Here is a 23,615-nt window from a genome sequence, read left to right on the forward strand (position 1 = left end):
TTTGAAGGCCCGGAATCAAACCGGGGTTTCTCGTCGTCAAGCCTTGCAGGGAACTTGCGATTGATGAGAATGGCGTGCAAGCTAAAGCTGCAAGCCGGTTTTTGCAGACGAGTGAAACTCGCATAAACGCAAATTGATTCATGGTGATAGATCTGCGCCCGTTGTATGGCGCATTTCGTTCGACTGATTTTCGGGGGCAAAGAGATTCATAACATTAAACCGTCCGATATTGCGGTCGTGTATCTTCCCATTGTGCGTTCTTATCTGGCGGCGACGAGTATCTATTACTGTCTGCTCACGCCTGCGCATCTCTTCTACCGCAACGGCGTCGAGTGGCCTTTCTTGGCCGGCGCAGCCGTGGCGGCGGCTCTGGCGGCGGTCGGCTTTCTGCAGTGCCGCCGCACGCCGGCTTTCGGCACGCTCGAACTATGGGGGCTCATCGCCAATCTTGCGATCATTGCAAATATCTGGATCGCGATCGAACTGACCTTTGATCCCACGAAACTGGTCTATTTCATCGTGGCGGCGATGATATTCGCCTCGGTCGGCGTCAGTTTGCGCCAGATCATGGTCAGCGTCGCTGTCACGCTCGGCGGCATGGCCTACCAGATTGTTTGCAACGGGCATGGCCTCGGCTTTTTTCTGGAGTATGTCGGTCTCGGCGCGGCGGTTGCTTCCATCGGCGTCTGGTGGCTCACCAGACAGGCGCTCCTGCAGGTCATCGCCACCCGCAGCACCGCGAGACAACAGCAGGAAAAAGCCGAAAGGCTGGAAAAGGAAGCGCGGCTGCAGGCCGATGCCGACACTATGACAGGGCTTCCCAATCGGGCGCGGCTGTTTCATGAACTCGATAAGAGAATGAACGGTTTGAAACAGGGCGGCCAGGCGTTCCTGCTCGCAATCCTGGCCCTGGACGGCTTGGACCTGAAAGATGACGGTATCGGGCATCGCTCGGGCGCAGGCCTTTTCAAACAGGTGGCCTCGAACCTGCAATTGGCCGCCGGCGGCCAAAATTTCTGCGCTCGCATGGGGCAAGGCGCATTCGCCGTCATCAGCGATGATCCGGAAACCGTTGCAGATCCCGAATCTTTCGCGCTGCGTTTGCGGACTGCTCTGAGCGGCGAGTATCATCTCGATCCTGACACGGTGAACCTGTCGGCGTCGAGCGGACACTATGTGTGCTCTATCCCGAATCTGACGACGACGGCCGTCGTGGAGCGGGCCGAGTTCGCCCTTTCCATGGCAAAAGATCGTCCTGGAGGAGAAGGGGACGCATCAACAGGGATTGCCGAGGAAAGGGAGAACTGGTTCGCCTTGGAGCGGGCGTTGCGGGCCTCCGATATTGGTCGGGAATTCTCGGTCAGGTTTCAGCCACAGGTCGATCTGTCGAGCGGAGAGGCGACCGGCTTCGAAGCGCTTGCGCGTTGGAACAGTCCGACGCTCGGCGAGACGCCGCCTTCAGTGTTCATTCGGATCGCGGAAACGTCCGGGTTCATTTCAAAACTCAGCCCGGCGTTGCTCGAAAAGGCGCTCGCCCATGCGAAGGCCTGGCCAGAGGCGCTTCCCGTCTCGTTCAACCTCTCGGCGCTCGACCTGGTTTCGACGACCACGATCGACCGGATCTGCGAGGTTGTCGAGCGCTCCGGGGTCGCTCCGGGACGAATCGAGTTCGAGATCACCGAGACCGCGCTCATGCATGACTTTAGGCTCGCGCGCGGCAATCTCCGCAGGTTTGCAGAATGCGGTCATCCGGTCGCGCTTGACGATTTCGGCGTCGGCTATTCCAATTTCAGCTATCTGAAGCAATTGCCGATCACCAAGCTCAAGGTCGACAAGTCGTTCCTGGACGGATTGGGCGAAGATCCTGCCGCGCTGAAACTCGTTCGCGCCATGATCGAGCTGGCCGAAAGTCTGGGCATGGCATGCGTTTTCGAGGGCGTCGAGACGCAGGAAGAGGCGCAGTCCCTCGCCAGCGTGGGCGGCAGCATCATCCAGGGCTATCTGGTTGGCGAGCCGATGGATCCGGAAGCTGTCGCCGGCTTCCTGCAGGACTTCGGACAGGGCGATGCGCGTCATGTGAAAATTCTTGGGCCCGGCAGCGCCTGAGCGAACTTCTACTCAATGCGTGGTCTCTTGCTGGCTTGACCTGAATCAATGCCGCGATTGAACCGAAGCATGTACCGTCCGGAAAACGTCCCAGGATTGGAAGTTCTCCATGAACATACTCGTCATATTCGCGACTACCGAGGGGCATACGGCCAAGATTGCAAAATTTGTCGTCGCCGAATTGAAGGAGCTGGGGCACACGGCCTCGTCGCAAGACGCGGACGCCTATCTCGGAGGTCAGGACCCCGCAGATTTTGACGCGGTCATACTGGCCGGCTCGGTGCACGCCAACCGGCACCAGGAAATGCTGGGCGCCTTCATCGCGGCTCACAGGAAAACCATCGACGCGAAGAAATCCCTTCTTTTGTCGGTAAGCTTGTCGGCGGCGTTTGAAAAGACGCTCGCCGAGGCGGAAGGGTATGTGAAAGATTTCTGCGAGGAACTCGACTGGCGTCCCGACGACTATCTGCTGGTGTCGGGCGCGATCAAGCACGATTCCTACGGCTACTACGAGGAAATGATCCTGCAGGACCAGGTTCTGCCTGGCAGGCCGGTCCAGGAACCCGATCAGGATCAGGAATTGACCAATTGGGAGGCCCTGAAAAAGTCGATCGCGGACTTCGCCGGCAAGGCCGGTTGATCGCGCAGCTGCGTCGCGAGCAGGCTAGGGACCGAAACAAACCGGAAAACACTGTGCCGTATTTGTGCCGCTTTTTGGCGCAGTTTCCGGTTTAATCATGCTTCATTCTGCAGTTTCGTGCACGTTTCTACGAGTTTTATTTCCGGCAAAAATCTCCCAAAAGTCCTTGTAAACAAAGGAATTTCGGGCCAAGTCTGGCGTTCCGGAGAGATGGCCGAGCGGCTGAAGGCGCTCCCTTGCCGAAGGTCTGCCAGATCTTCAGGCTCTGCATGGAAGAAAGCCGCTTGCGGCAGATCGCGCGCCGTCACCGTATGATCGCTGGAGCCGACGCTCGCCTTCAGCCATTTGAGGCCGCGCGACACGCTGGAATTGACCGCCGCATCGTAAACGGCAAGGTCGACGCCCGGAACCAGATTGTATTTGATCGCCGTCGGCTGCCAGTATTCGTCACGGTAAAGCCGCAACGCCTCCGCATAGGTGATCTTGCTGACGGGCTTCATCGGCAGCTTTCGCTTCGCCAGCCATGCCGTCGCCTCGGTCACGCCGTACATCGTCTTGCCGCCGGGATCGGCGGCGTGGTTGGACCCGCCGCCCTCCAACTTCGCGGTGATCGCATGGCAGATGTTGAATCGATCGGCCTTGGAAATCGTCATGGCGCCCTTAATCGCTTCCTGAAATCTCGGGGTCGATTGTGAGGGACCATCACGCTGGTAATGTGAGAGGGACCGAACGTGTCCTGCTCAGCCGAAATCTGTCCGCAGATCGGGCCGAGATCACTATTTTTCGCTGGAGGAACGTTTCCACTGCAACAACGTTCATTAGGAGCGACGATCATGTCGCTTCAGGAGACGCACCCATGAGTAGCACAGAAGACAAGGCCAAAGGCAAAGCCAACGAAGTCGCCGGCAAAGTGCGGCAGGGAGTTGGTGAAGCCACCGACGATAAATCAATGAAAAACAAGGGAAAAGCCCAGGAAACGAAGGGCAAACTCCAGCAAACCAAGGGCGAAGCAAAAGATGCCGCCAAAAAGGCGGTAGACAAGGCCTGATCGAATCAAATGTCCCGGCCCGTGGTTGGAGCCAACTGCGGGCCTGATCAGATCCTCACCGTCCCATTCACCGCCACCGTCACCGTCGCCGGCTCAACGAACGCGCCGGTCTCGTCGAGGAACTGCACGCGCGCCATCCAGACTGACTTGTCACGGATGACCGGAATGACGATCCCCGGATAGGATGACGGCGTCGCTTCCACGACGACCTGAAAGGCCGTGCTCGCCATCTGCCGATTGAAGGTGATCGAGAAGTCCGTATCGCTGTTGCGGGTGACGCCGTTGATGTTCGTCCCGGTCTCGATCGTGGGATCCGCGACGGTGTTCGTCGTGAAGGCCACATAGGCCTCCGTCTTGCCAACGCCCTGATCTCCGAAAACCGAGACGATGTTCTGCGTCTGGTTGGAGTCGGCGATCAGGCTGGAGGTGTCGCCGTCAAACTCCTTCGAGATCCTGTTGGCGGCGCTGGACGAACGGAACACGTTGCCGGTCGCAAACAGCGAGGAGCCTGTCGAGAGCAAAACACAGCCGCCCGTATCGTCGGTGTGGTAGCTCGACGCGTTGGTGAGGGAGTGGTTCAACACGTTTCTCACCCCGTCGAAATGATAGCCATAGAGCGAAAACGAGTCCGCGTAGCATTCCGGAATTCAGTCACTGATCAGGATCGTCCGCAAGCCCGCGGAAAGTGTGGACGACAGTGATTGGACGGAGATTCGGCCACATGTGATTTCCGGCCTTTACCACCTTGAAGATCAAATGAAACGGGTGTCGCAACCGGTAGCAAGACTGACTTTAGCGCCTATTGGCGCGACATGGCGTTGACCGGAACAAACCGCGATCGACTTGTGCCGAATCTGTGCCACAAATTGGCGCAAACTGACGTTTGATCCCGTTTCGTTCTGTTTTTGCCTGCACGTATCTACGAGACAAAAAATGGACCAAAACGTCCCTAAAGTCCTTGCAAACAAAGGTATTACGGGCTAAGTCGGGCCTTCCGGAGAGGTGGCCGAGCGGCTGAAGGCGCTCCCCTGCTAAGGGAGTATACCAGAGATGGTATCGAGGGTTCGAATCCCTTCCTCTCCGCCACCAAGTGGCTGGAATGATTGAACATATTGGCGTCGCGCGATGACAGCCCGACGCCTTTGTTCATTACAAGCCATCATCAGGACTTCGTATCGCCGTCGGCAGCGACGGCTGCGGCGGCGGCCAGGGCTTGCGCCTGATCCTCGTCGATTTCCATTTCGCCGCCCGGGCTCATCTGGACGCGAACCTCGCGGCGCGCGAAGTGGATGCCGTTTTCGTCGAACGCCTTCTGCACTTTTGCGTAGACCTGCTTGCGAATCACCCATTGGGTTCCGGGCTTGGCCATGAACTTGCCGCGCAGAACGATGCCGACGTCGTTGACGGCTGCGACGCCCTGCGACTTGAACGGCTGGATGAAATCATCCGCCATCGCCGGGTCTTCCATCATCTCCTGCCCGATCTTCTTGAAGAGCTTGCGCACCTTCTCGATGTCCGTGTCGAAGGGGACGGTGAATTTCAGTTTCATGATGACGTAGTCGCGGCTGTGATTCGTCAGCTTCGAGATTTCGCCATAGGGAACGATATGAACGGGACCGTTGGGATGGCGCAGTTGCAGCGAACGCACCGAAATCCGCTCTACCGAGCCCTGGATGCCGCCGGTGTCGATGAATTCCCCGACGCGAAACGCGTCGTCAAGCAGGAAGAAGATCCCCGAGACGACGTCCTTGACCAGCGTTTGCGCGCCGAAGCCGACGGCGAGGCCCAGTACGCCTGCGCCGGCCAGAAGCGGCGTGATGTTCACGCCAAGCTGCGCCAGCGCCAGCAGAACCGTCAGGGTGATGGTGACGGCCTGCAGCGCCATGCGAACCAGCGGCAGGACCGTCGCCATGCGCGATTTTCCAGCCCCGTAGCCTTCGCCCTGTTCCGCGCTCTCGCCGGTCGCCGCTTCCCAGATGTCCGTCACCAGCCGGCGATTGACGAACAGGTTGATAAATTCCCAGACGAGATAGCCGACTGCCAGGATCATCAGGAAACCGAAGCCCTTGGCGGCGAACTGCACGCCGAAACCGGTTTCGGCGAAGCTGCGAATGCTGATGCCCAGGAGCCGCGCGGAAATAAGTATCAGAATGACGAAAAGGATGACCCTGCCGATCCGCACATAGCTGTGGCGGGTTTCGTTGTACGCGGCCTCCGCAATCGGTCCTTCGCCCTGCATGTTCGGCACGAGATGGCGCACGAGGCCGCGCATCATCGTGTCGAGGAACGGCGCGGAAACGATGATCGCCAGCACGGTGACGGCAGCGCCGGCGGATATGTCCAGCGACCCGGTCGCGCCTGCGATTTGCGCGGCGAAATACTGGAAAATGATGAGGGCGATGGAGAGCGGCGGCCACCACGTCGCCATGCGCGCCAGCCCGGGCGAGACGTCATTGTCGCCTCCGCGCAGGATTGTCGTCAATCCGTCTCTCGCCCGCCAGGAGACATAGATGATGCCGCCATAAACGATAATGCCGGATACGAACGCCAGCGGCGCAAAGCCGGTGATGGAAAGCCGCTGCATGGCGGAGATCAGAAACAGCACGATGCCGGTGAACGTCGCGATCGTGACCAGGTGATAATAGATGAATTTCGCGGTCCAGTCGTCTGTCGTCACCAGTCTGTACTGCGGTTCGAACGGCGCCAGAATGAAACGGAGGATGGCGGCCGAGAAGCGATAGACCAGAATTGCATAGAAGATGAAGATCGTCGCCACATAGCCGTTGGTCGGATCGGAAAATGCGAACTGGATCGCGATCAGGGCGGCGATGGAAAATGAAATCTGCCCGGTGAGATCACGCCCGAGCGCGCGCAGCAATATGCTGAGCTGTTCGCCGAGATTGTCCGCGCCGGCATAGGTGCCGGCGCCCTTGTGCGTGCCGGCTTCGCGGCTTGTGCGCACGAAGCGTTCGACGACGGTTTCCACAAGCCAGGCAAACAGGATCGTTATGCCGAGGCCAGCCAGAAAGCGAAGATTGAGGCCGGGTCCGTCGCCCGTGACGATCCGGTGGATCGTTTTGCCGACGCCTATGACAGCGTCGGGAAACCCCGTGATGTTTGACCATAGAAAGGCCTTGTAGCTTTGCCAGGCCAGCCCCAGCTCGGCGCGGAAATCGCGCGGCGCGGCTGCGTCGGCCGCGTTGTCCTCAACTTCGCTCGCCAGTGTTTCGAGCAATTGCCCCAGAACCTGCCGTTGCTCCGGCGTCAGCTTGGCGACCAGCTCCTCGACGCTGGCTCCGGAGGGTTCGCCGGAACCGGTCTGGGCCATCGCGCAGGCGCTGAAGAAAGAAAACGCCACCAGTAACAAGATACGAATTGATTTGATCACGATCGCCCCCAATCCCGTTCATGACTCAAGTTCAAAAGGGCCACAGTTTTCTGTCGCCATCAAGTAAAAAGGGGATGAATAGTTTAAGTTGACGAACAAGTATCGAGATCAACCAGAGGCTATCGAAAAAGTCTCTTTGGCGTCGGCAATATGGCGCTTATGATGTATTGGCGTCGAACTGGATTTGGGCGCTATCGTGAACGCGCATACCTTGCCTGAAAACCTTCCTGGCTTCGTTTTCGACGATTTTACAGGTCTTCGCTGGCGGAATCCTGTTTACATCCCTCTGGATCTGGCGCTGGAAACGCTTGGCGATCTGGACATGCGTGTGTTCGTGATCCTTGACATATTTGGCGAGGTTCTTGAGGTTGGCGCGGTTGGCCGCGTCGGTCTTGTCCAGTTCGGTCCAGCGTGGAAGGATGACTTTCAATTCGAGATTGACTTCGGCCTTCACAATCCGGCAGTCCGTATCGCTCTCGAGTGTCCAGAAATCCATGCTCATCGCCACCTCGGTCTGACCGATTGCCCTTCCGCGATCGGGGCCGTGCCTGCCAACGCTCCGGAATGCCTGCTCGACGGTAGTCCCCCCGGCGTCGTAATACTCAGTTTCAACGCTCTGACAGGCAGAAAGCGCGGCTGCGAGAGCAATAACGGCGACCCGCAGGGCAGGGGAGCGAGTCTGAGAGGGGAGGATGACTATACGGGGCGCCATACCGCTACTCCAAATATTCAATACATACTTTAACTATCGGGCCGCCGGCCGATGCTTCGCCGGACAATGCATCGGAACTATATTCCTTTCTTATTCCGCTCGAGTCGAGTCTTTCCGCCGCACAACATTCGGTTGTCATTAATTTCAGGAAATCGATGACCCGACCGCGATTGTATTTGACGGCAGTCGGCCGCTAGTATTCGTAACGATAGAGCCTAAGGGTAATCATCCCCAACACCGTGATTGTCAAAGTCAGTGAACGGAATGAAAGCCAGATTATCAGTTCCCATCGCCTGAAATCGCATTCTTCAACACCGGCATAAAGCGGCCATCTTTGGGATAAAACGCGATTGCCTCTTCAATCGCAGCTGTATTGCCCGATGAGATAAGAGCCTCCTTCGCGATCCTCGGCAATGGTTCCATCAGTATCGGACAATTTACCCCTGAAAACATGGGATAGCCGTCTGATAAATAAGGAATGAGTAGTCGGCGATCATAACTCAGTCGATTTTTCCTGCCGTCAGAAACATCACTTTCTATCAGTCGAAATGCGCTGTGTTTTCGTGCACAATTTCTGAAGTATCCAAAGGTCGGCTGTAGCGTATAAGAAAAATACAATCTTTGAACGGCTCTCGGCAACTTGCTTACGATCGAATAACCTCCGTCATTAAATTTCATTGCTACTTGAATGGATAATTCTGCGACAAACGCCAGAATAAGGATCGAAAGTGCTATCGCAATTTTCTTGATCATCTGGATTGGAGAATGTCTGGTGAGGAAATATCGAGCTTCTAAAGCCTACCATCAAATCTTCACCGTTCCCAGCACCGTCACCGTCACCGTCACCGTCGCCGGCTCGACATAGCCGCCAGCCTCACGCCACGGCGCGGCAGGAACTGCGTATCTGCAGGCTCGGCGGAACCCGGATGACTTGCGGTTCGGGCTGGTTTTCCTCGCGGATGCGCGCCATCAGCAGTTCCGCGGCCCTCGTGCTGGTGGTCGCGATATCCTGCTTCAGCGAGGTGATGGCCGGCGACCAGCCTTCAGCCGGATGAAAGCCGTCGAAACTGATAACCGACACGTCGTCCGGAGCGCTGAGGCCGAGATTGCCAAGTCCGGCCATGGTACCGAGCAGCTGGGCGATATTGATACAGACGATGGCCGTCGGCGGATCCCGCAGCGTCATCAGCTGCTGGACGGTTGCATAGGCCTGATCGCGCAGATAGACCGGTTGCCGCACGAGCTCCTCGCGGATGGCGACGCCGGTTTCGTCCATGGTTCTTCTGAAACCCGCAAGCCGCTCGTCTGAGGACGATATGCCCGTGCGGCCCGCCATGAAGGCGATGTCGCGGTGGCCGAGCTTGTGCAGGTAACGCACGATCATCTGCGCGCCGAGAAGATTGTCGTCGGTCACAGAATCGAAATGCCGTTGCGGCAGCACCCGGTCCACCAGCACCGTCGGCACGTGGATCCCCTCGACGAGGCGGGCGCTGTAATTCTCTCCGCGCGATGTCGGGACCACGACCAGCCCGGCGACGCGATGCGCCGAGAATACCTCGATCTCGCTGAACTCGCGCTCCGGATCGTCTTCGCTGCTGGCGAACAGCATGTTGTAGCCGATTTCCGAGAAGGCGCGCTGCATCGATTTCGCAAGGTGCGCAGCCCAGGGGATCGAGATGTCTGGCACGATCAGGCCAATCGTCGTCGATACGCCCTTGCGCAGATTGCGGGCGATCGGATCGGGCTGGTAGCCGACTTCACGGATCGCCGCCCAGACGCGCGCCTTCAGGGCGTCGCTGACCGGGGCGGTGCCGTTGATGGTCGCCGATACGGTCGTCACCGAAACATTGGCGCGTCGCGCCACATCCTTGATTGTCGCCAACCGACTCGTCCTCGCATTCAAGATGCGCCAAAATAGCGACGCGAAACGTTTCGTCAAACAGGAAATCCTCAAAAGTCCCTGTTAAAAGCTAAAACCGGGTTGCATAGTATTTATGGAATCGTTAAACACGAAACGTTTCGCGTTTTGGGAGGGTGCAACGCTTCGAGGCGTGGAATTCTGGTTTATAATTGATACGTAACGTTTTGCGCCGCCATGCGGCGGACGGAGGAGAAGAGAATGCGACGATTGAAAACCATTGTTCTGTCGGCGGCAATCGGGGCGGCGATGCTCGCCGGAACCGTGTCCGCCTCGGCCGAGGAGGTTCTGCGGCTGAGACTGAACGGAGACATCAATACGCTCGACCCGATCTCGACGACGAATTTCACGATCCGCAACGCCGCCTATCTCATGTACGATACGCTGTTCGCGCTGGATTCGAACTATGAAGTTCAGCCGCAGATGGCCGAGGGCTACACGCTTTCCGACGATGGCCGCGTCTACACGATCACGCTGCGCGACGGATTGATGTTCCACGACGGTTCACCCGTCACCGGGGCTGACGTCGTCGCCTCCATCCAGCGCTGGGGAAAGGTCGATGGCCTCGGCAAGATCCTGTTCTCCAAGCTCCAGTCGATCGAGGCTCCGGACGACAAGACCGTCGTCCTGACGATGAACGAGCCCTGGGGGCAGGTGATTCCTGCGCTTGGAAAGATCTCTTCCAACGTTCCGGTGATCATGCCGGCGAGCCAGGCGGCGAATGATCCGAGCGAGGCGGTCGCCAACCCGATCGGGTCTGGCCCTTACAAGCTGCTTCCCGACGAATGGGTGCCTGGCAGCATCGCGGTCTTCGAGAAATTCGGCGATTATGTTCCGCGCGACGAGCCGGCCGATATGGCGGCCGGAGGCAAGGTCGCGCATTTCGACCGCGTGGAACTCGTCTATATCCCGGATACGGCGACCGCGATCGACGCCCTGATCGCGGGCGAAATCGACTGGATCGAGGAAGTGCCGGCCGACATGCTCGCCTTTTTCGAGGGCGCAGACAGCGCCAAGCCGATCGCCGCGCGCCAGTCGGGCAACTCGATGCAGCTGGTCGTCAATCACCTGAACCCACCGTTTGACGACCCGAAGATCCGCCATGCTCTCCAGTGGGCGGTCGAACAGAAGCCCTTCCTGCAAGCCGCCTACGGCAACGCCACCGACCGCTATCTGGAGTGCGCGGCCGTGTTCTTCTGCGATACGCCCTATGCGACGGACGCCAACACGGAACGGGTGCTGAACCGCGACGTCGACAAGGCGAAGGCTTTGCTGGAAGAGGCCGGCTATGACGGCACGCCGGTCGTGCTGATGCATGTGACCGACATTCCGGCGCACGACGCCTATTATTCTGTGCTCAAGCCGATGCTCGAGGAAGCCGGATTCGTCGTCGACGACCAGCCGTCCGACTGGGCGACCGTGGCGACCCGCAGGGCGAGCAAGGAGCCGGTGGCCGATGGCGGCTGGAACCTGTTCTTCACAGGCTGGGGCTTCGTCGATCAGTCCAATCCGATGACCAACGTCTATGTCGCGGGCGACTGCGACAACGGCTGGTTCGGCTGGGCCTGTTCGGAGGAGCTGCAGGAACTGCGCAAGCAGTTCGCCGAGGCCGAAGATCCGGAGGTAAAGAAGGCGCTGGCGGAAAAGATGCAGATCCTGACCCACGATCTTGTCAGCTACGTTCCGCTCGGCCAGAGTTTCCCCTCCCAGGGTATTGCGACCAATCTCGAGGGCTTCATCGAAAGTCCCGTTCCCTTCTTCTGGGAAGTGCAGCGTACGCAATAGCCGCAACGACATTGGCCATCCGGATGCGCTCCGGATGGCCGCTACCGAGGGTTCGACATGCTGGGTTACGTCTTGGGAAGGTTGCTCGCCGCCATCCCCATCTTCATCCTCGTCGCGATTTTCATCTTTTCGCTTGTTCATTTGACGCCCGGCGATCCCGCCGTGCTTCTGGCCGGCGACAACGCAAATCCGCAACAGGTGGAGAAAATCCGCGAAAGGCTGCATCTCGATGAGCCGCTCATCGTCCAGTTCGGCATATGGGCCGGCAACGCTTTGCAGTTCGACCTCGGTGAATCGATCTATTCCAACAAGCCCGTGACCCAGCTGATCGCCCAGAGGATCGAGCCGACCTTCGTGCTGGCGGCGGTCACCCTGTTTCTGACAGTGGCGATCGCCGTGCCGCTCGGCGTCATCGCCGCCTGGCGCGCCAATGGCTGGATCGACAGGGGCATCATGGCCTTCGCCGTTCTCGGATTTTCGGTGCCTGTCTTCGTGATCGCCTATCTGCTCGTCTATTTCTTCGCGGTCAGTCTGCGCTGGTTTCCGGTTCAGGGTTACAAGCCGCTCTCCAATGGCCTGCTGACGACGCTGCATTCGGTCACGCTTCCGTCGATTGCGCTCGCGCTGGTCTTTGCGGCGCTGATCGCCCGCGTCACCCGCGCGGCGATGCTGGAGGCGCTCAGCGAAAACTTCACGCGGACGGCGCGCGCCAAGGGGCTCGGAACGTTTCGCATCCTCGTGATCCATGCGCTGAAAAGCGCCGGAATTCCCGTCATCACGGTTATCGGCATCGGTTTCGCGACGCTGGTCGGCGGCGTCGTTGTCACCGAGTCGGTTTTCAACATTCCAGGCATCGGCCGCCTGACGGTGGATGCGATCACCCGCCGTGACTATCCGGTCGTGCAGGGCGTGATCCTGTTCTTCTCCGCGTTGCTTATTCTCATCAATCTCCTGATCGATCTGAGCTACGCGCTGTTCGACCCGCGGGTGAAGGGCTGATCATGAGCGTGTACGACCAGGTTTCAGCCACTCGCGGCAGGCATGGCGGCCGGATTTCGGCGGCGGCCGGCTATCTGGCCGCAAACCCCGCGACGGCCATCTGCTTCGGCGTCCTGCTGATTTTCGTCCTGATGGCTGTCTTCGCGCCGCTGATCGCCGGCGACCCGGTGAAGATCGATCCGGCTGAGCGGCTGACCGGCCCTTCGGCGAGCGCCCATTGGGGGCGCGATCACCTGGGGCGCGACGTGTTCGCGCGCGCGGTTTACGGGTCGCGCATGTCCTTGCTCGTCGGCTTTTCGGTCGCCGCGATCGCCACCGTGTTCGGCGTCGCGATCGGAATCTACGCCGGAATGTCGCGAGTCGGCGGCGCCATAGCGATGCGGCTGGTGGACGCGATGATGGCGATCCCCGCCATTCTGCTCGCCATCGCCTTCGCAGCCCTCATGGATGCGGGAATTCTCACGGTCATCATCGCAATCTCCATACCGGAAATTCCCCGCATGGTGCGGCTCGTGCGATCGGTGGTGCTCGGCGTCCGGCAGCAGCCCTATGTCGCGGCGGCGATATCCATCGGCACCGGCGGATTGCCGCTGGTCTGGCGTCATATTCTGCCGAACACGCTGGGGCCGGTGCTCGTGCAGGCGACCTACGCCTGCGCCTCCGCGATCATCACGTCAGCGGTCCTGAGTTTTCTTGGCGTCGGCACGTCGCCGGAAGTGCCGAGCTGGGGCGGCATGATGGCCGATGCGCGCTCGTTCTTCCGCATTCATCCCGAACTGATGGTCTATCCGGGCGTGCTGCTGTCGCTGCTGGTTCTCGTTGTCAACGTGCTGGGCGACCGGCTGAGCGACGCGCTGGATCCCCGCAAGATGGTGAGGGGCTCGGTATGAACGACATGACCTCCCGCGCTCCCGTCGCCGATCCGGTTCTCGACGTTCGAAACCTCAGCCTCGAATTCGCGGACAGGGACAAGGTGACCTTTGCGCTCGACGCCGTTTCGTTTTCCGTCGGCGAGGGCGAGATCGTCAGCCTCGTCGGCGAATCCGGTTGCGGCAAGAGCGTGACGGCGATGACGATCATGGGGCTCTTGCCCAAACACGGCGCGCGGGTGACCAGCGGATCTGCGCTGTTGCGGGGCAGGGATCTGCTGCAGACGAGCGAAAGGGAGATGCGCCGGATTCGCGGCGACCGGATCGGCATGATCTTCCAGGATCCGATGACCTCCCTCAACCCCGTTCATACAGTGGGCATGCAGATTTCCGAAACGATCCGCAAACACCGCCGCGTCAGTCGCAGAGCGGCGGAAAAGCGGGCGCTGGAAATGCTCGACCTGGTACGCATTCCGGATGCTGCGAGCCGGCTGCGCGCCTATCCGCACGAACTCTCCGGCGGCATGCGGCAGCGGGTGATGATCGCCATGGCGCTCGCCTGCGACCCGGAACTGCTGATTGCCGACGAGCCGACGACAGCCCTGGATGTCACCGTCCAGGCGCAGGTGCTCGACCTGATCGCCGACCTTCGACGCGATATCGGCATGAGCGTCGTCCTCATCACTCACGATCTCGGAGTGGTCGCCGGCGTCGCCGACCGGATGATGGTCATGTACGCCGGCCGCATCGTCGAACAGGGCCCGACGGAGAAGCTCTTCGCGGATCCGGCGCATGGCTACACCGCAGGTCTCATGCGTTCGCTGCCTGGCGTCAATGCCCGCATGCACGACGAGTTGCGTGAAATTCCGGGCTCCGTTCCGCGGCTGGACCGCAAAATCGAGGGATGCGTTTTTGCGCCGCGCTGTGAATTTTCTTCCCAATCCTGCCTGGCGCCGCTGCCGCGGGCACAGGAGCGGGCGCAGGGGCACTGGACCCGGTGCATCCACGCCGACGCGGTCTGCGAGGCCATGAGCGACAACGACATTGTAAGGGCGTGGGCATGACCGGTTATCTTGTTCTCGATAACGTCGGCAAGACATATACGCTGAAGCCGTCGAAGATTGGCGGCGCAGTGCGTCATGTCCATGCGGTTGACGGCGTGAGCCTCGAGGTCGCGCGGGGAGAGACGCTGGGACTTGTCGGCGAGAGCGGCTGCGGCAAATCCACGCTCGCCAAGCTGATCATGCATCTAGAGGTTCCGACGGGCGGCCGCGTCGTGATCGACGGCGTCGACCATTCCAGGCTGCGCGGTCCGGCTCTCAAGCAGGCGCGCCGCAATTTCCAGATGATCTTCCAGGACCCGCAGGCGTCGCTCAATCCGCGGATGAAAGCGCGCGCGATCATTGGCGAGATACTCGGGAACTACGGGAAAGCGTCATCGCAGCGCGTTGACGAACTGGCCGCGCTCGTCGGCCTTGGCGATTTTCATCTCGACCGTTATCCGCATCAGTTATCCGGCGGCCAGTGCCAGCGCATTGGCATAGCGCGGGCGATTGCGCTCGATCCCGGACTGATCATCGCAGACGAACCCGTGTCGGCCCTCGACGTGTCGATACAGGCGCAGATCCTCAACCTCATTGGCCGTCTGCGTCAGCAACTGGACCTGACCATGGTTTTCATTTCGCATGACTTGTCGGTCGTCTCGCACGTCGCCGACCGCGTCGCGGTCATGTATCTCGGCAGGATCGTGGAAATCGGCCGCACGGAAAGCCTGTTTCGCAATCCGCGGCACCCCTATACGCGCATGCTGCTCGAGGCCGTGCCGCAGCCCACGCCGGCGAAACGCCACGCGCGCGCCGCCGTCAGTGGCGAATTGCCCAGCCCCATTGATCCGCCGTCCGGATGCCATTTTCGCACCCGCTGCGCCTTCGCCGGAGATGAATGCTCGTCAAAGGTCCCGGTACTTCGTCCTGCGGACAGCCCGCACATGGTCGCCTGCCACAAGGCCGAGACGATCGCATCCTCCCTGAACATGAATGTCGCGTGAGAAATTTTGAGATGAAAGAATCAGTGGTGCTGTTGCCCGGATTGCAATCCGACTATCCGTCATGGAGTTACCAGACGGAGCATTTCGGCGATCGATACAACGTCGTGGTGCCGTCGGGCTATCACGACAACGTCACGATCGACGCCATGGCGGCGGCGATCGAGCCGCAGCTGCCGGAGCGATTTCATCTGGTCGTCTGGTCGATGGGCGGCTACATCGGATTCCGGATGCTGGCCGACATGGCAGACCGGATATCGAGCCTGGTCTGCATCGCGACCTCCGCCAGACCGGAAAACCCCGACAGCACCCGACGCCGTCTCGAAAACCTTGCGGTCGCGGAACGCGATGGCATGCTTGCCGCCAACATCAAGACCATGGCTTTCAGTTGCCAGGATATTGACGCCGTTCCGCCGGATCGCTTGAAGGCGGTGCAGGACGCTGCCGTTAAGCTTGGCGTGAAGGCCTACGGCGCGCAGCAGCACGCCATCATCAACCGTGACGACAGCCGTCCGGTGATCGCCGGCGTGCGCTGTCCGACGCTTGTCATCGTTGGAGACAACGACAAGGTCACGCCGCCCGACTGTTCGGAGGAAATCCACCGGGCGATCGCCGGGTCACGCCTCGTTATTCTGGATAATTGCGGACATTGTCCGCCGCTGGAAAAGCCGGAAACGGTGAATGCGATCCTGGAAGAATGGTTCGCCGATTGCGCGGCGCAAGGGCTTTCGGTCGCCAGATAGGAAGAAGCCGGGCCCGTGCCCGGCTCCGGATTGACGATAGGCGTCGAACTGTCAGCCTTCGTACCAGGGTCCGCGTTTGACCTCGACGCCGTCGCCGACGAGGCCGGCGAACTTGTCGATATCCGAATCCCTGTAGTGGTAGGGATAAACGTAGGTCGGCTTGAAAGCGTTGATGGCGGACGCCGCCTGCTCTTCGTCCATCGTGTAGGGGAGGTTCATCGGAACGAACGCGATGTCGATATCGGTGAGCGCCCGCATTTCGGGGATGTCCTCGGTGTCTCCCGCGACATAGACCCGAACGCCGTCTATGTTGAGAACATATCCGTTGTCGCGGCCTTGCGGATGGTATTTCAGGCGATCCTCGGTGATGTTGTACGCCGGAATGGCGTCGATCGGCATGTCGCCCACCGTTGTGCTGTCGCCATTCGCGATGGCGCTCGCCTTCGATTTCAGGTCTTCCGGCAACATCTCGAAAACCGCCGGGTTGGCGATGATCTGCGTATTGTCGGCGACGATCCCCTGCAGCGTTTCAACGTTGTAGTGGTCGCCGTGCTCGTGCGTGAGCAGCACCAGATCCGGCGCCGGCATGCCGGCATATGTATCCGCGCCGCCGACGGGGTCGTTGTATATCACCATCGAGGGGGTCTTCATCACGAACGACGCGTGAGCGACCGGAATGATGGCGATCTCGCCGTTGTCGGTGTCATAGATATCCTCTTCCATGGCGCCGCTCTGGGCGAACGCGGCGTAGGGTAGGATTGTGGAGGCTCCGATCATGACGGCGGCCGTCGATCCGTATTTCATCAGGTTGCGGCGTGTAACAGGCATTCGGCTATGACTCCTTTTCCCGGTGGCGAACTGAAACAGCACATAGGGCCCGCAGCAGCTCCTGACAGGCCTTTCGCGGTCAGTACTCACGGGAATTTGAAGTCCAACGCCGACTGTCATGACGGATCGAGCGTCTTCGCGGATGCTCCAGCCGGCAAGCGGATTTGTTTGCATTATCCATCAGCCACGATATGTGTGCATGCTTCGGATCAACTCCGCCTGGCTGGCGGAAATGAAAAAGACTTCCGTAATCGTATCATGAAGCATCCCTTCTCACTCCAGTCCGGCGCCCGCCCGACATGATCACCAACGACACACGCCGCGGCATGTGGCTGATGGTGGCGACCACCCTGATATTTGCATCCCAGGACGGCCTGTCGCGACATTTGGCCGAGGCGACCAATACGCCGATGATCGTCATGGTCCGCTACTGGTTCTTCGCGTTTTTCGTGATGGCGATCGCGCGCCGCCAGAAAGGCTCCATAGCGGCCGCTGCGCGCACGTCGCAGCCGCTCATACAGATCTTGCGCGGCGCCCTTCTGGCGCTGGAAATCATCGTCATGGTGATCGCCTTCGTCTATCTTGGCCTTGTTGAAAGCCACGCCATATTCGCGATGTATCCGCTGCTTATCGGGGCGCTTTCAGGCCCGGTGCTGGGCGAGCATGTCGGCTGGCGGCGCTGGACGGCGATCGGCGTCGGTTTCATCGGCGTGCTCATCATCCTGCAGCCAGGCTTTGCCGCGTTCTCGCCCTATGCGGCCATTCCGCTGCTGGCGGCCTTCATGTTCGCGCTCTACGGGCTGCTCAACCGCTACGCCGCCCGCAAGGACGACACGGCGACCAGCTTCTTCTGGACAGGAACGGTCGGCGCCGTGGTGGCGACGGCGATCGGGGTGTTTTTCTGGGAGCCGATGAGCCTCTTCAACTGGATGCTTCTCGCCTGTCTCTGCGTGACCGGCATGGCGGGTCACTATTTCATGATCAGGGCCTACGAGGCGGCGGAGGCCTCGGCTATCCAGCCCTTCGCCTACCTGCAGCTCGTCTTTTCCTCGGCGATCGGGATTTTCGTGTTCGGCGAAGCGCTGCGGCTGAACGTTCTTTGCGGGATCGTGCTGATCGTCGGGGCGGGACTGTTCGCACTGCATCGCGAACGCATCAAAAGCGCCGCCAAGCGGAAAGTGTGACGGCGGTTCCTAGCGGTCCGTTGAAAAGGGCGTTTTCCCATCCGAAGCGACCAGGCCGCCGACAAGGCCTCCATAGTCCGGCCCCCGGTGAATGATCGACAATTCGTCTGCGGAAAAGTCGGCGCCGTCTTGTCTGTAGACGAAATTCATCGACACAGGTCGGCCGGCCCTTAAATCCGCAATGATGTCCTGGTCTTCAGGGGAATATCGATTGACCGCTCTCAGATGTTGAATGGCCTTGCCGTTCGCATGGAAAGGCTTTGTTGTTTTTATCAGGAAGGCCGGCTGGTCGCCGTCAGCGTGGATGATCTCAACCAGAGTCGCGTAGAACGGATATGATCCCCGGACTTCCCTATCGGGCGAGGCAGGATCGTGAAAATCCCACGGTTCGCCGATCAGCAGTTCGATCGTCTTTCCGACGACATCCTTGTTCAGGCTGGTTTCCGGCATATCGATCTCTTCCGCGCATCCTCGGGAAGCTTGTCCAGCATGTAGTCGATCACCATCCGTCGCTCGGCGGCGTCGGCGAACGCGCGGGCAGGAATGGCGATGGCGGAACATCCAAGCAGCACGGCCACAAATTCGGGGCGCTCGACGATCGAGAAGATGCTGCGCCACTCGGCGGTCATGGACAGTCCTGCGCCTTCGACGCGGACGCCCGACGGCCCGATCTCATAGGTCTCCGGCTTCTCGGCGCGAATATTGCGCAAGTTTCGCGCTCCGGCGTGCACGAATTGAAACCGCATCAGTTTGGTGAAAACGAAGGTGATGGGAATCGCCGAAACAATAACTACCAGCAGCGCGAGATCGTCAGTTTTCAGAAAGTGCGAGACCAGGTCATTTAGCCAGTGGGTCAGCAAAACAAACCCGGCGAGCATGGCTGCAATAATAGAGATCCTGGACGCCTTGAAGGCAGGGCTGTTGCGAACATGTCGGCCGGCGATGTGGACCATCCGGAGATCGTCTTCATAGGTCTTGTCGATGGTGCTGGAAAATACGGGTTGGTCTATCATTCTTGGCAATTGTCGTTGTGCAGAATGACGCCAGTTTCGCTACCGGACGTGAATATGCAACCTGAATTTTCCCCTTCAGCTGCACTCACACAAGGCTGAAAACAAAAAGCGCCCACAGCACGCACACACCAAGCGGCCACCACAGGGGCGCGCCGAAGAAATAGAGCCAGCCGATAAAGATGAAGGCGCAGCCGATCAGTGTGATGAACAGCCGGTCGCCGCGGGTCGTCTCCAGCGCGAAGACGCCGCGCCGCGGATTGCCGCCGGGGCTGAAATATTCCCAGGCGCCCATCAGGGCGATGCAACCGAAAACAAACAGGAAGAAGGCGATTGTGGCGCGGGTCCAGGCCATCCACGTGCCGAGCGGTTCGGTCCACCACTGAACGCTGAACATGACGGCGTCTTCCATGACGGCTCCTTACACCCGGCCGAGGGCAAAGCCCTTGGCGATATAGTTGCGTACGAAATAGATGACGATGGCGCCCGGAATGATCGTCAGCGTTCCGGCCGCCGCGAGCAGCCCCAGCTCATAGCCGGATGAGGAGGCCGTCTTCGTCATGGTCGCCGCGATCGGCTTGGCGGCGACGGCGGTCAGCGTCTTGGCGAGCAGCAGCTCCACCCAGGAAAACATGAAGCAGAAGAAGGCGGCGACGCCGATCCCGGACGCGATCGTCGGAATGAAGATCCGCACGAAGAAACGCGGAAACGAGTAGCCGTCCACATAGGCCGTGTCGTCGAGCTGTTTCGGCACGCCGGACATGAAACCTTCTAGGATCCACACGGCCAGCGGAATGTTGAAAAGCGTGTGGGCGAGCGCAACAGCGAGATGCGTGTCGAACAGACCCACGGCCGAATAGAGCTGGAAGAAGGGCAGGGCGAACACCGCCGCCGGCGCCATCCGGTTTGTCAGAAGCCAGAAGAAAAGGTGCTTGTCGCCAAGGAACCGATAGCGCGAGAAGGCGTAGGCCGCGGGCAGGGCTGCGCCGACCGACAGCACCGTGTTCAAGGTCACGTAGATGAGCGAATTGACGTAGCCCATATACCAGGTCGGATCGGTCAGGATCACGCGGTAATTGGCGAGCGTGAATTGCTGGGGCCACAGCGTAAACGAGCCAAGGATCTCGTTGGTCGTCTTGAAGGACATCGAGACGAGCCAGTAGATCGGCAGCATCAGAAACAGGATGTAGATCGTCGGGACCAGCCAGGAGAAACGTCTCATCGCGTCAATTCTCCTCGTTCCGGGTCATCAGGGTGTAGAAGATCCAGCTCATCAGCAGGATCACCAGGAAATAGACCAGCGACATGGCCGCCGCCGGTCCGAGGTCGAACTGCCCGAGCGCGATCTTGACGAGATCGATCGAAAGCAGCGTCGTCGAGTTTCCGGGGCCGCCGCCGGTCAGCACGGATGGCTCCGTATAGATGTTAAAGGAGTCCATGAACCGCAGCAGGATCGCGATCGTCAGCACCCGCTTCATCTTCGGCAACTGGATGTAGCGGAAGATCGCGAAGGGACTTGCCCCGTCGATGCGCGCCGCCTGGTAGTAGGCGTCCGGTATGGAAACAAGGCCGGCATAGGCGAGCAGCACGACAAGCGAGGTCCAGTGCCAGACGTCCATCATCACGAGGGTGAACCATGCGGCCCCTGGCTGGCGCGTGTAATTGTAGTCGAAACCCAGCGAGTTCAGCGTCTTGCCGAGCAGCCCGATCTCCGGCAGCGCGAAGATGTTCCACATTGCGCCGACGACGTTCCAGGGGATCAACAGGGGCATCGCCATCAGCACGAGACAGACCGAGACCCATATGCCCTTGCGCGGCATGGCGAGCGCGATCGCCACGCCCAGCGGAACCTCGATCACGAGGATCGTGAAGGTGAAGGCCAGTTGCCGCCCGAGCGCCGCATGGAAACGCGGCGATTGCAGCACGTCCTCGAACCAGGTGATGCCCGACCAGAAGAAGACGTTGTCGCCGAAGGTTTCCTGCACCGAATAATTGACGACCGTGATCAGCGGAACGATGGCGTTGAAGGCCACCAGCAGCAACACGGGAAGGACGAAGAACCAGGCCTTGTGATTGACAGTCTTGTTCATGCCGCCCCCCTGGCGCCGGCGAGCCAGCCGTCGACATATATGCGTGTGTTGTCGGGCTTGAAGGCAATCCTGGTCGTCTCCGATGGGATGGGGGCGCCTTCCGGCGCCACCAGCTTGACCGGTTTGCCGTGACACACGGTCTCGACGATCGAGAACCGCCCGGCGTCCGACACCTTGACCACTTTCGCCTCCAGGCCGTCATCCGAGAACGTGACGAATTCCGGCCGCACGCCGAGTTCGCCTTTCGTCACCGCCGCGTCGGCTTCGTTCGCGGTCGCGACGCGCACGCCGTCGATGAAAGCGGCGCCGTCCTTTACGTCGCACGGGATGACGTTCATTCCGGGCGAGCCGATGAAATGCCCTACGAAGACGTGCTGCGGCGTTTCGAACAGTTCTTCGGGCGTGCCGATCTGCACCACTTCGCCAACATTCATGACGACCACCTTGTCGGCGAATGTCAGGGCTTCCGTCTGGTCGTGCGTCACGTAGATCATCGTGTTGGCGATGCGATTGTGCAACTCCTTCAGCTTGGAGCGCAGCTGGAATTTCAGATGCGGATCGATGACCGTCAGCGGTTCGTCGAACAGGATCGCGTTGACGTCGGTGCGCACGAGGCCGCGCCCCAGCGATATCTTCTGCTTGCCGTCCGCCGTCAGGCCGGAGGCGCGCCGGTCCAGCATCGAGGTCAGATCCGTCATTTCGGCGATCTCGGCCACCTTCGCGCGCACCGTCGCCTCGTCGACATGGCGGTTGCGCAGCGGGAAGGCCAGATTGTCGTAGACTGTCATGGTGTCGTAGACGACGGGAAACTGGAACACCTGCGCGATATGGCGCTTTTCGGTCGGCAATTGGGTCACATCCTCGTCGCCGAAGTGCACGCTGCCATGCGTCGGCGTCAGCAATCCCGAAATGATGTTGAGGAGTGTGGTCTTGCCGCATCCCGACGGTCCGAGCAACGCATAGGCGCCGCCGTCGTCCCATTCGAGATTGAGTTCCTTCAGCGCCCAGTCGGCGTCCGACACGGGGTCGGGCCGGTAGCTGTGGGCGAGGTTTGAAAGCGTAATGCGCGCCATGATCTCAGCCCGCCAGCCCGGTTGCGCCGACAAGCCGCCCGTCCGCGTCGAAATACATGCCGTGTTCGGGTTCGGCGTAAAGCGTCGCCGTCGCGCCGGTCTCAAAGGGATGGACGCCGTGAGAGAGCGACACCCAGTCGTTTCCGAAGACCTCGAAATGAACCATGCTCTCCGATCCGCTCAATTCGGCGACGACGATCTGACCTTCGATCGGGACGGCGTTCTCGTTTTTCCGGAACGGCAGGACGTAATGCGGACGAATGCCGAACGTATAATCCCCGTCGGGCAAGTCGCCGCCCGCCGGCCAGCTCACCCCGTCCGTCCAGGTCACGCGCCCGCCGCTCTTCGTCACCCTGGCCGTGTTCATCGGCGGTTCCGAGAACACCCTGGCGCTGGTGATGTTGGCGGGGTGGCGATAGATCGAGCCTGTTGGCCCCGAATCGACGAGGCGGCCCTTGTCGAGCGCTGCGGTGAAGCCGCCGAGAAGGAGGGCTTCCGAAGGCTCGGTGGTGGCGTAGACAATCACGCAGTCGCGGTTGGCGAAGATCCGCGGCAGCTCGTCGCGCAATTCCTCGCGCAGCTTGAAATCGAGATTGGCGAGCGGTTCGTCGAGCAGGATCAGTTCGGAATCCTTGACGAGCGCCCTCGCCATTGCTGTGCGCTGCTGCTGACCGCCCGAGAGTTCCGAGGGGCGGCGATCGAGCATCGCCGAGATCCTGAGCAGTTCCGCCATCTCGCCCACGCGCCGCTTGATCTCGTCGCGGCTTTCGCCGGCGACCCGGAGCGGCGAGGCGATATTGTCGAAGACGCTCATGTTCGGATAGTTGATGAATTGCTGGTAGACCATCGAGACGTTGCGGGCCTGCACCGGCACGCCGGTGACGTCGGCGCCCTTGAACCAGATCTCGCCTTCCGTCGGCTTTTCCAGTCCTGCCATCAGATGCATGAGGGTGGTCTTGCCGGCGAGCGTCGTGCCGAGCAGCATGTTGAAGCGACCGCTCTCCAGCACGAGGTCGATCGGGTAGATCCAGTCGTCGCCCGCGACCCGTTTCGATACATTTCGCAACTCAAGCGTCATATACGCCTCGCATGCAACGCTTCCGCACCAAATGATCCTCCTGACAGACAAAGCGGGCCCGGCGCGATCCAAGGGGAGGAGACGCCGGACCCGAGCGCGC

Annotated in this window: 24 protein-coding genes and 1 tRNA gene; 11 read left to right on the top strand and 14 right to left on the bottom strand. The window is 60.1% G+C overall.

The features are described 5' to 3' along the window. The first annotated feature begins 237 nt into the window (after positions 1-237). Positions 238-2,106, top strand: coding sequence for a putative bifunctional diguanylate cyclase/phosphodiesterase (locus K1W69_RS20115; protein WP_220230237.1), 1,869 nt, complete (start codon positions 238-240; stop codon positions 2,104-2,106). Between the two features lie 109 nt (positions 2,107-2,215). Then, entirely contained in the window at positions 2,216-2,746 is a 531-nt protein-coding gene (locus K1W69_RS20120) for a flavodoxin domain-containing protein (protein WP_220230238.1), read from the top strand. A 95-nt stretch (positions 2,747-2,841) separates the two neighbouring features. Here K1W69_RS20120 and K1W69_RS20125 read toward each other — a convergent pair whose 3' ends face one another. Beyond that, the gene (locus tag K1W69_RS20125) at positions 2,842-3,399 is read right to left on the bottom strand and encodes a glycosyl hydrolase 108 family protein (protein WP_258571231.1); all 558 of its coding nucleotides are present in this window, start codon (positions 3,397-3,399) and stop codon (positions 2,842-2,844) included. 203 nt (positions 3,400-3,602) lie between these two features. Here K1W69_RS20125 and K1W69_RS20130 point away from each other — a divergent pair, with 203 nt between their 5' ends. Beyond that, positions 3,603-3,794 carry a CsbD family protein gene (locus tag K1W69_RS20130; protein WP_220230239.1) on the top strand — a complete coding sequence of 64 codons (192 nt, stop codon included), beginning with the start codon at positions 3,603-3,605 and terminating at the stop codon, positions 3,792-3,794. A 47-nt stretch (positions 3,795-3,841) separates the two neighbouring features. Here the strand turns inward: K1W69_RS20130 and K1W69_RS20135 are convergent, their stop codons facing one another. Beyond that, positions 3,842-4,378: a hypothetical protein gene (locus K1W69_RS20135; RefSeq protein WP_220230240.1), complete on the bottom strand. Its 537-nt coding sequence runs from the start codon at positions 4,376-4,378 to the stop codon at positions 3,842-3,844. Positions 4,379-4,790: 412 nt separating this feature from the next. On the opposite strand from K1W69_RS20135, the gene K1W69_RS20140 reads away from it, so the two are divergent. Then, positions 4,791-4,880: transfer RNA gene (locus K1W69_RS20140), tRNA-Ser, on the top strand. A 76-nt stretch (positions 4,881-4,956) separates the two neighbouring features. Here the strand turns inward: K1W69_RS20140 and K1W69_RS27335 are convergent. The 4 genes from K1W69_RS27335 to K1W69_RS20160 form a co-directional block, all read right to left on the bottom strand. Next, on the bottom strand, positions 4,957-7,182 hold the full coding sequence (locus tag K1W69_RS27335) for a mechanosensitive ion channel family protein (protein WP_220230241.1): 2,226 nt from the start codon (positions 7,180-7,182) through the stop codon (positions 4,957-4,959). Positions 7,183-7,339: 157 nt separating this feature from the next. Further along, entirely contained in the window at positions 7,340-7,894 is a 555-nt protein-coding gene (locus K1W69_RS20150; protein WP_220230242.1) for a DUF922 domain-containing protein, read from the bottom strand. A 279-nt stretch (positions 7,895-8,173) separates the two neighbouring features. After that, on the bottom strand, positions 8,174-8,647 hold the full coding sequence (locus tag K1W69_RS20155; RefSeq protein WP_220230243.1) for a hypothetical protein: 474 nt from the start codon (positions 8,645-8,647) through the stop codon (positions 8,174-8,176). Positions 8,648-8,768: 121 nt separating this feature from the next. Further along, positions 8,769-9,776 carry a LacI family DNA-binding transcriptional regulator gene (locus K1W69_RS20160; RefSeq protein ID WP_220230244.1) on the bottom strand — a complete coding sequence of 336 codons (1,008 nt, stop codon included), beginning with the start codon at positions 9,774-9,776 and terminating at the stop codon, positions 8,769-8,771. Positions 9,777-10,013: 237 nt separating this feature from the next. Here K1W69_RS20160 and K1W69_RS20165 point away from each other — a divergent pair, with 237 nt between their 5' ends. Genes K1W69_RS20165 through K1W69_RS20190 form a run of 6 tightly spaced genes read left to right on the top strand, consistent with a single transcriptional unit; the run spans position 10,014 to position 16,252 of the window. Then, on the top strand, positions 10,014-11,597 hold the full coding sequence (locus K1W69_RS20165; protein ID WP_220230245.1) for an ABC transporter substrate-binding protein: 1,584 nt from the start codon (positions 10,014-10,016) through the stop codon (positions 11,595-11,597). Positions 11,598-11,654: 57 nt separating this feature from the next. Next, on the top strand, positions 11,655-12,596 hold the full coding sequence (locus K1W69_RS20170; RefSeq protein ID WP_220230246.1) for an ABC transporter permease: 942 nt from the start codon (positions 11,655-11,657) through the stop codon (positions 12,594-12,596). Positions 12,597-12,598: 2 nt separating this feature from the next. Further along, complete coding sequence (locus tag K1W69_RS20175) at positions 12,599-13,486, top strand: ABC transporter permease (RefSeq protein ID WP_220230247.1); 888 nt, start codon at positions 12,599-12,601, stop codon at positions 13,484-13,486. After that, the gene (locus tag K1W69_RS20180; protein WP_258571232.1) at positions 13,483-14,529 is read left to right on the top strand and encodes an ABC transporter ATP-binding protein; all 1,047 of its coding nucleotides are present in this window, start codon (positions 13,483-13,485) and stop codon (positions 14,527-14,529) included. The genes K1W69_RS20175 and K1W69_RS20180 overlap by 4 nt, the downstream gene beginning before the upstream one ends. Then, positions 14,526-15,512, top strand: a complete 987-nt coding sequence (locus K1W69_RS20185; protein WP_220230248.1) for an ABC transporter ATP-binding protein — start codon at positions 14,526-14,528, stop codon at positions 15,510-15,512. The genes K1W69_RS20180 and K1W69_RS20185 overlap by 4 nt, the downstream gene beginning before the upstream one ends. 11 nt (positions 15,513-15,523) lie before the next feature. Then, on the top strand, positions 15,524-16,252 hold the full coding sequence (locus K1W69_RS20190; protein ID WP_220230249.1) for an alpha/beta fold hydrolase: 729 nt from the start codon (positions 15,524-15,526) through the stop codon (positions 16,250-16,252). A gap of 51 nt (positions 16,253-16,303) precedes the next feature. Here the strand turns inward: K1W69_RS20190 and K1W69_RS20195 are convergent, their stop codons facing one another. Then, positions 16,304-17,080, bottom strand: coding sequence for an MBL fold metallo-hydrolase (locus tag K1W69_RS20195; RefSeq protein WP_220230250.1), 777 nt, complete (start codon positions 17,078-17,080; stop codon positions 16,304-16,306). A 299-nt stretch (positions 17,081-17,379) separates the two neighbouring features. Here K1W69_RS20195 and K1W69_RS20200 point away from each other — a divergent pair, with 299 nt between their 5' ends. Next, the gene (locus K1W69_RS20200; RefSeq protein WP_220230251.1) at positions 17,380-18,264 is read left to right on the top strand and encodes a DMT family transporter; all 885 of its coding nucleotides are present in this window, start codon (positions 17,380-17,382) and stop codon (positions 18,262-18,264) included. Positions 18,265-18,273: 9 nt separating this feature from the next. Here K1W69_RS20200 and K1W69_RS20205 read toward each other — a convergent pair whose 3' ends face one another. The 7 genes from K1W69_RS20205 to K1W69_RS20235 all read right to left on the bottom strand — a co-directional run bounded on the left by K1W69_RS20205 (position 18,274) and on the right by K1W69_RS20235 (position 23,515). Then, entirely contained in the window at positions 18,274-18,714 is a 441-nt protein-coding gene (locus tag K1W69_RS20205) for a hypothetical protein (RefSeq protein WP_220230252.1), read from the bottom strand. Continuing rightward, entirely contained in the window at positions 18,696-19,277 is a 582-nt protein-coding gene (locus tag K1W69_RS20210) for a hypothetical protein (RefSeq protein WP_220230253.1), read from the bottom strand. The genes K1W69_RS20205 and K1W69_RS20210 overlap by 19 nt, the downstream gene beginning before the upstream one ends. Positions 19,278-19,362: 85 nt before the next feature. Then, on the bottom strand, positions 19,363-19,686 hold the full coding sequence (locus K1W69_RS20215) for a DUF2160 domain-containing protein (protein ID WP_220230255.1): 324 nt from the start codon (positions 19,684-19,686) through the stop codon (positions 19,363-19,365). A gap of 9 nt (positions 19,687-19,695) precedes the next feature. Then, complete coding sequence (locus K1W69_RS20220; RefSeq protein ID WP_220230256.1) at positions 19,696-20,496, bottom strand: carbohydrate ABC transporter permease; 801 nt, start codon at positions 20,494-20,496, stop codon at positions 19,696-19,698. Between the two features lie 4 nt (positions 20,497-20,500). After that, complete coding sequence (locus tag K1W69_RS20225) at positions 20,501-21,364, bottom strand: carbohydrate ABC transporter permease (protein ID WP_220230257.1); 864 nt, start codon at positions 21,362-21,364, stop codon at positions 20,501-20,503. Then, positions 21,361-22,437, bottom strand: coding sequence for an ABC transporter ATP-binding protein (locus tag K1W69_RS20230; RefSeq protein ID WP_220230587.1), 1,077 nt, complete (start codon positions 22,435-22,437; stop codon positions 21,361-21,363). The genes K1W69_RS20225 and K1W69_RS20230 overlap by 4 nt, the downstream gene beginning before the upstream one ends. A gap of 4 nt (positions 22,438-22,441) precedes the next feature. Beyond that, complete coding sequence (locus K1W69_RS20235; RefSeq protein WP_220230258.1) at positions 22,442-23,515, bottom strand: ABC transporter ATP-binding protein; 1,074 nt, start codon at positions 23,513-23,515, stop codon at positions 22,442-22,444. Between the last annotated feature and the right edge of the window lie 100 nt (positions 23,516-23,615).

It is taken from the genome of Flavimaribacter sediminis (assembly GCF_019492055.1).
In the GTDB taxonomy this organism is placed as follows: Bacteria; Pseudomonadota; Alphaproteobacteria; order Rhizobiales; family Rhizobiaceae; genus Flavimaribacter; species Flavimaribacter sediminis.

Excerpts from the sequence above, each read along its gene's own strand:
- K1W69_RS20200 (WP_220230251.1), top strand. The coding sequence starts at position 17,380 with ATGATCACCAACGACACACGCCGCGGCATGTGGCTGATGGTGGCGACC.
- K1W69_RS20180 (WP_258571232.1), top strand. The coding sequence starts at position 13,483 with ATGAACGACATGACCTCCCGCGCTCCCGTCGCCGATCCGGTTCTCGAC.
- K1W69_RS20215 (WP_220230255.1), bottom strand. The coding sequence starts at position 19,686 with ATGGAAGACGCCGTCATGTTCAGCGTTCAGTGGTGGACCGAACCGCTC.
- K1W69_RS20235 (WP_220230258.1), bottom strand. The coding sequence starts at position 23,515 with ATGACGCTTGAGTTGCGAAATGTATCGAAACGGGTCGCGGGCGACGAC.
- K1W69_RS20230 (WP_220230587.1), bottom strand. The coding sequence starts at position 22,437 with ATGGCGCGCATTACGCTTTCAAACCTCGCCCACAGCTACCGGCCCGAC.
- K1W69_RS20185 (WP_220230248.1), top strand. The coding sequence starts at position 14,526 with ATGACCGGTTATCTTGTTCTCGATAACGTCGGCAAGACATATACGCTG.
- K1W69_RS20155 (WP_220230243.1), bottom strand. The coding sequence starts at position 8,647 with ATGATCAAGAAAATTGCGATAGCACTTTCGATCCTTATTCTGGCGTTT.
- K1W69_RS20125 (WP_258571231.1), bottom strand. The coding sequence starts at position 3,399 with ATGACGATTTCCAAGGCCGATCGATTCAACATCTGCCATGCGATCACC.
- K1W69_RS20120 (WP_220230238.1), top strand. The coding sequence starts at position 2,216 with ATGAACATACTCGTCATATTCGCGACTACCGAGGGGCATACGGCCAAG.
- K1W69_RS20210 (WP_220230253.1), bottom strand. The coding sequence starts at position 19,277 with ATGATAGACCAACCCGTATTTTCCAGCACCATCGACAAGACCTATGAA.
- K1W69_RS20170 (WP_220230246.1), top strand. The coding sequence starts at position 11,655 with ATGCTGGGTTACGTCTTGGGAAGGTTGCTCGCCGCCATCCCCATCTTC.
- K1W69_RS20195 (WP_220230250.1), bottom strand. The coding sequence starts at position 17,080 with ATGCCTGTTACACGCCGCAACCTGATGAAATACGGATCGACGGCCGCC.
- K1W69_RS20205 (WP_220230252.1), bottom strand. The coding sequence starts at position 18,714 with ATGCCGGAAACCAGCCTGAACAAGGATGTCGTCGGAAAGACGATCGAA.
- K1W69_RS20165 (WP_220230245.1), top strand. The coding sequence starts at position 10,014 with ATGCGACGATTGAAAACCATTGTTCTGTCGGCGGCAATCGGGGCGGCG.
- K1W69_RS20150 (WP_220230242.1), bottom strand. The coding sequence starts at position 7,894 with ATGGCGCCCCGTATAGTCATCCTCCCCTCTCAGACTCGCTCCCCTGCC.
- K1W69_RS20190 (WP_220230249.1), top strand. The coding sequence starts at position 15,524 with ATGAAAGAATCAGTGGTGCTGTTGCCCGGATTGCAATCCGACTATCCG.
- K1W69_RS20220 (WP_220230256.1), bottom strand. The coding sequence starts at position 20,496 with ATGAGACGTTTCTCCTGGCTGGTCCCGACGATCTACATCCTGTTTCTG.
- K1W69_RS20175 (WP_220230247.1), top strand. The coding sequence starts at position 12,599 with ATGAGCGTGTACGACCAGGTTTCAGCCACTCGCGGCAGGCATGGCGGC.
- K1W69_RS20225 (WP_220230257.1), bottom strand. The coding sequence starts at position 21,364 with ATGAACAAGACTGTCAATCACAAGGCCTGGTTCTTCGTCCTTCCCGTG.
- K1W69_RS20130 (WP_220230239.1), top strand. The coding sequence starts at position 3,603 with ATGAGTAGCACAGAAGACAAGGCCAAAGGCAAAGCCAACGAAGTCGCC.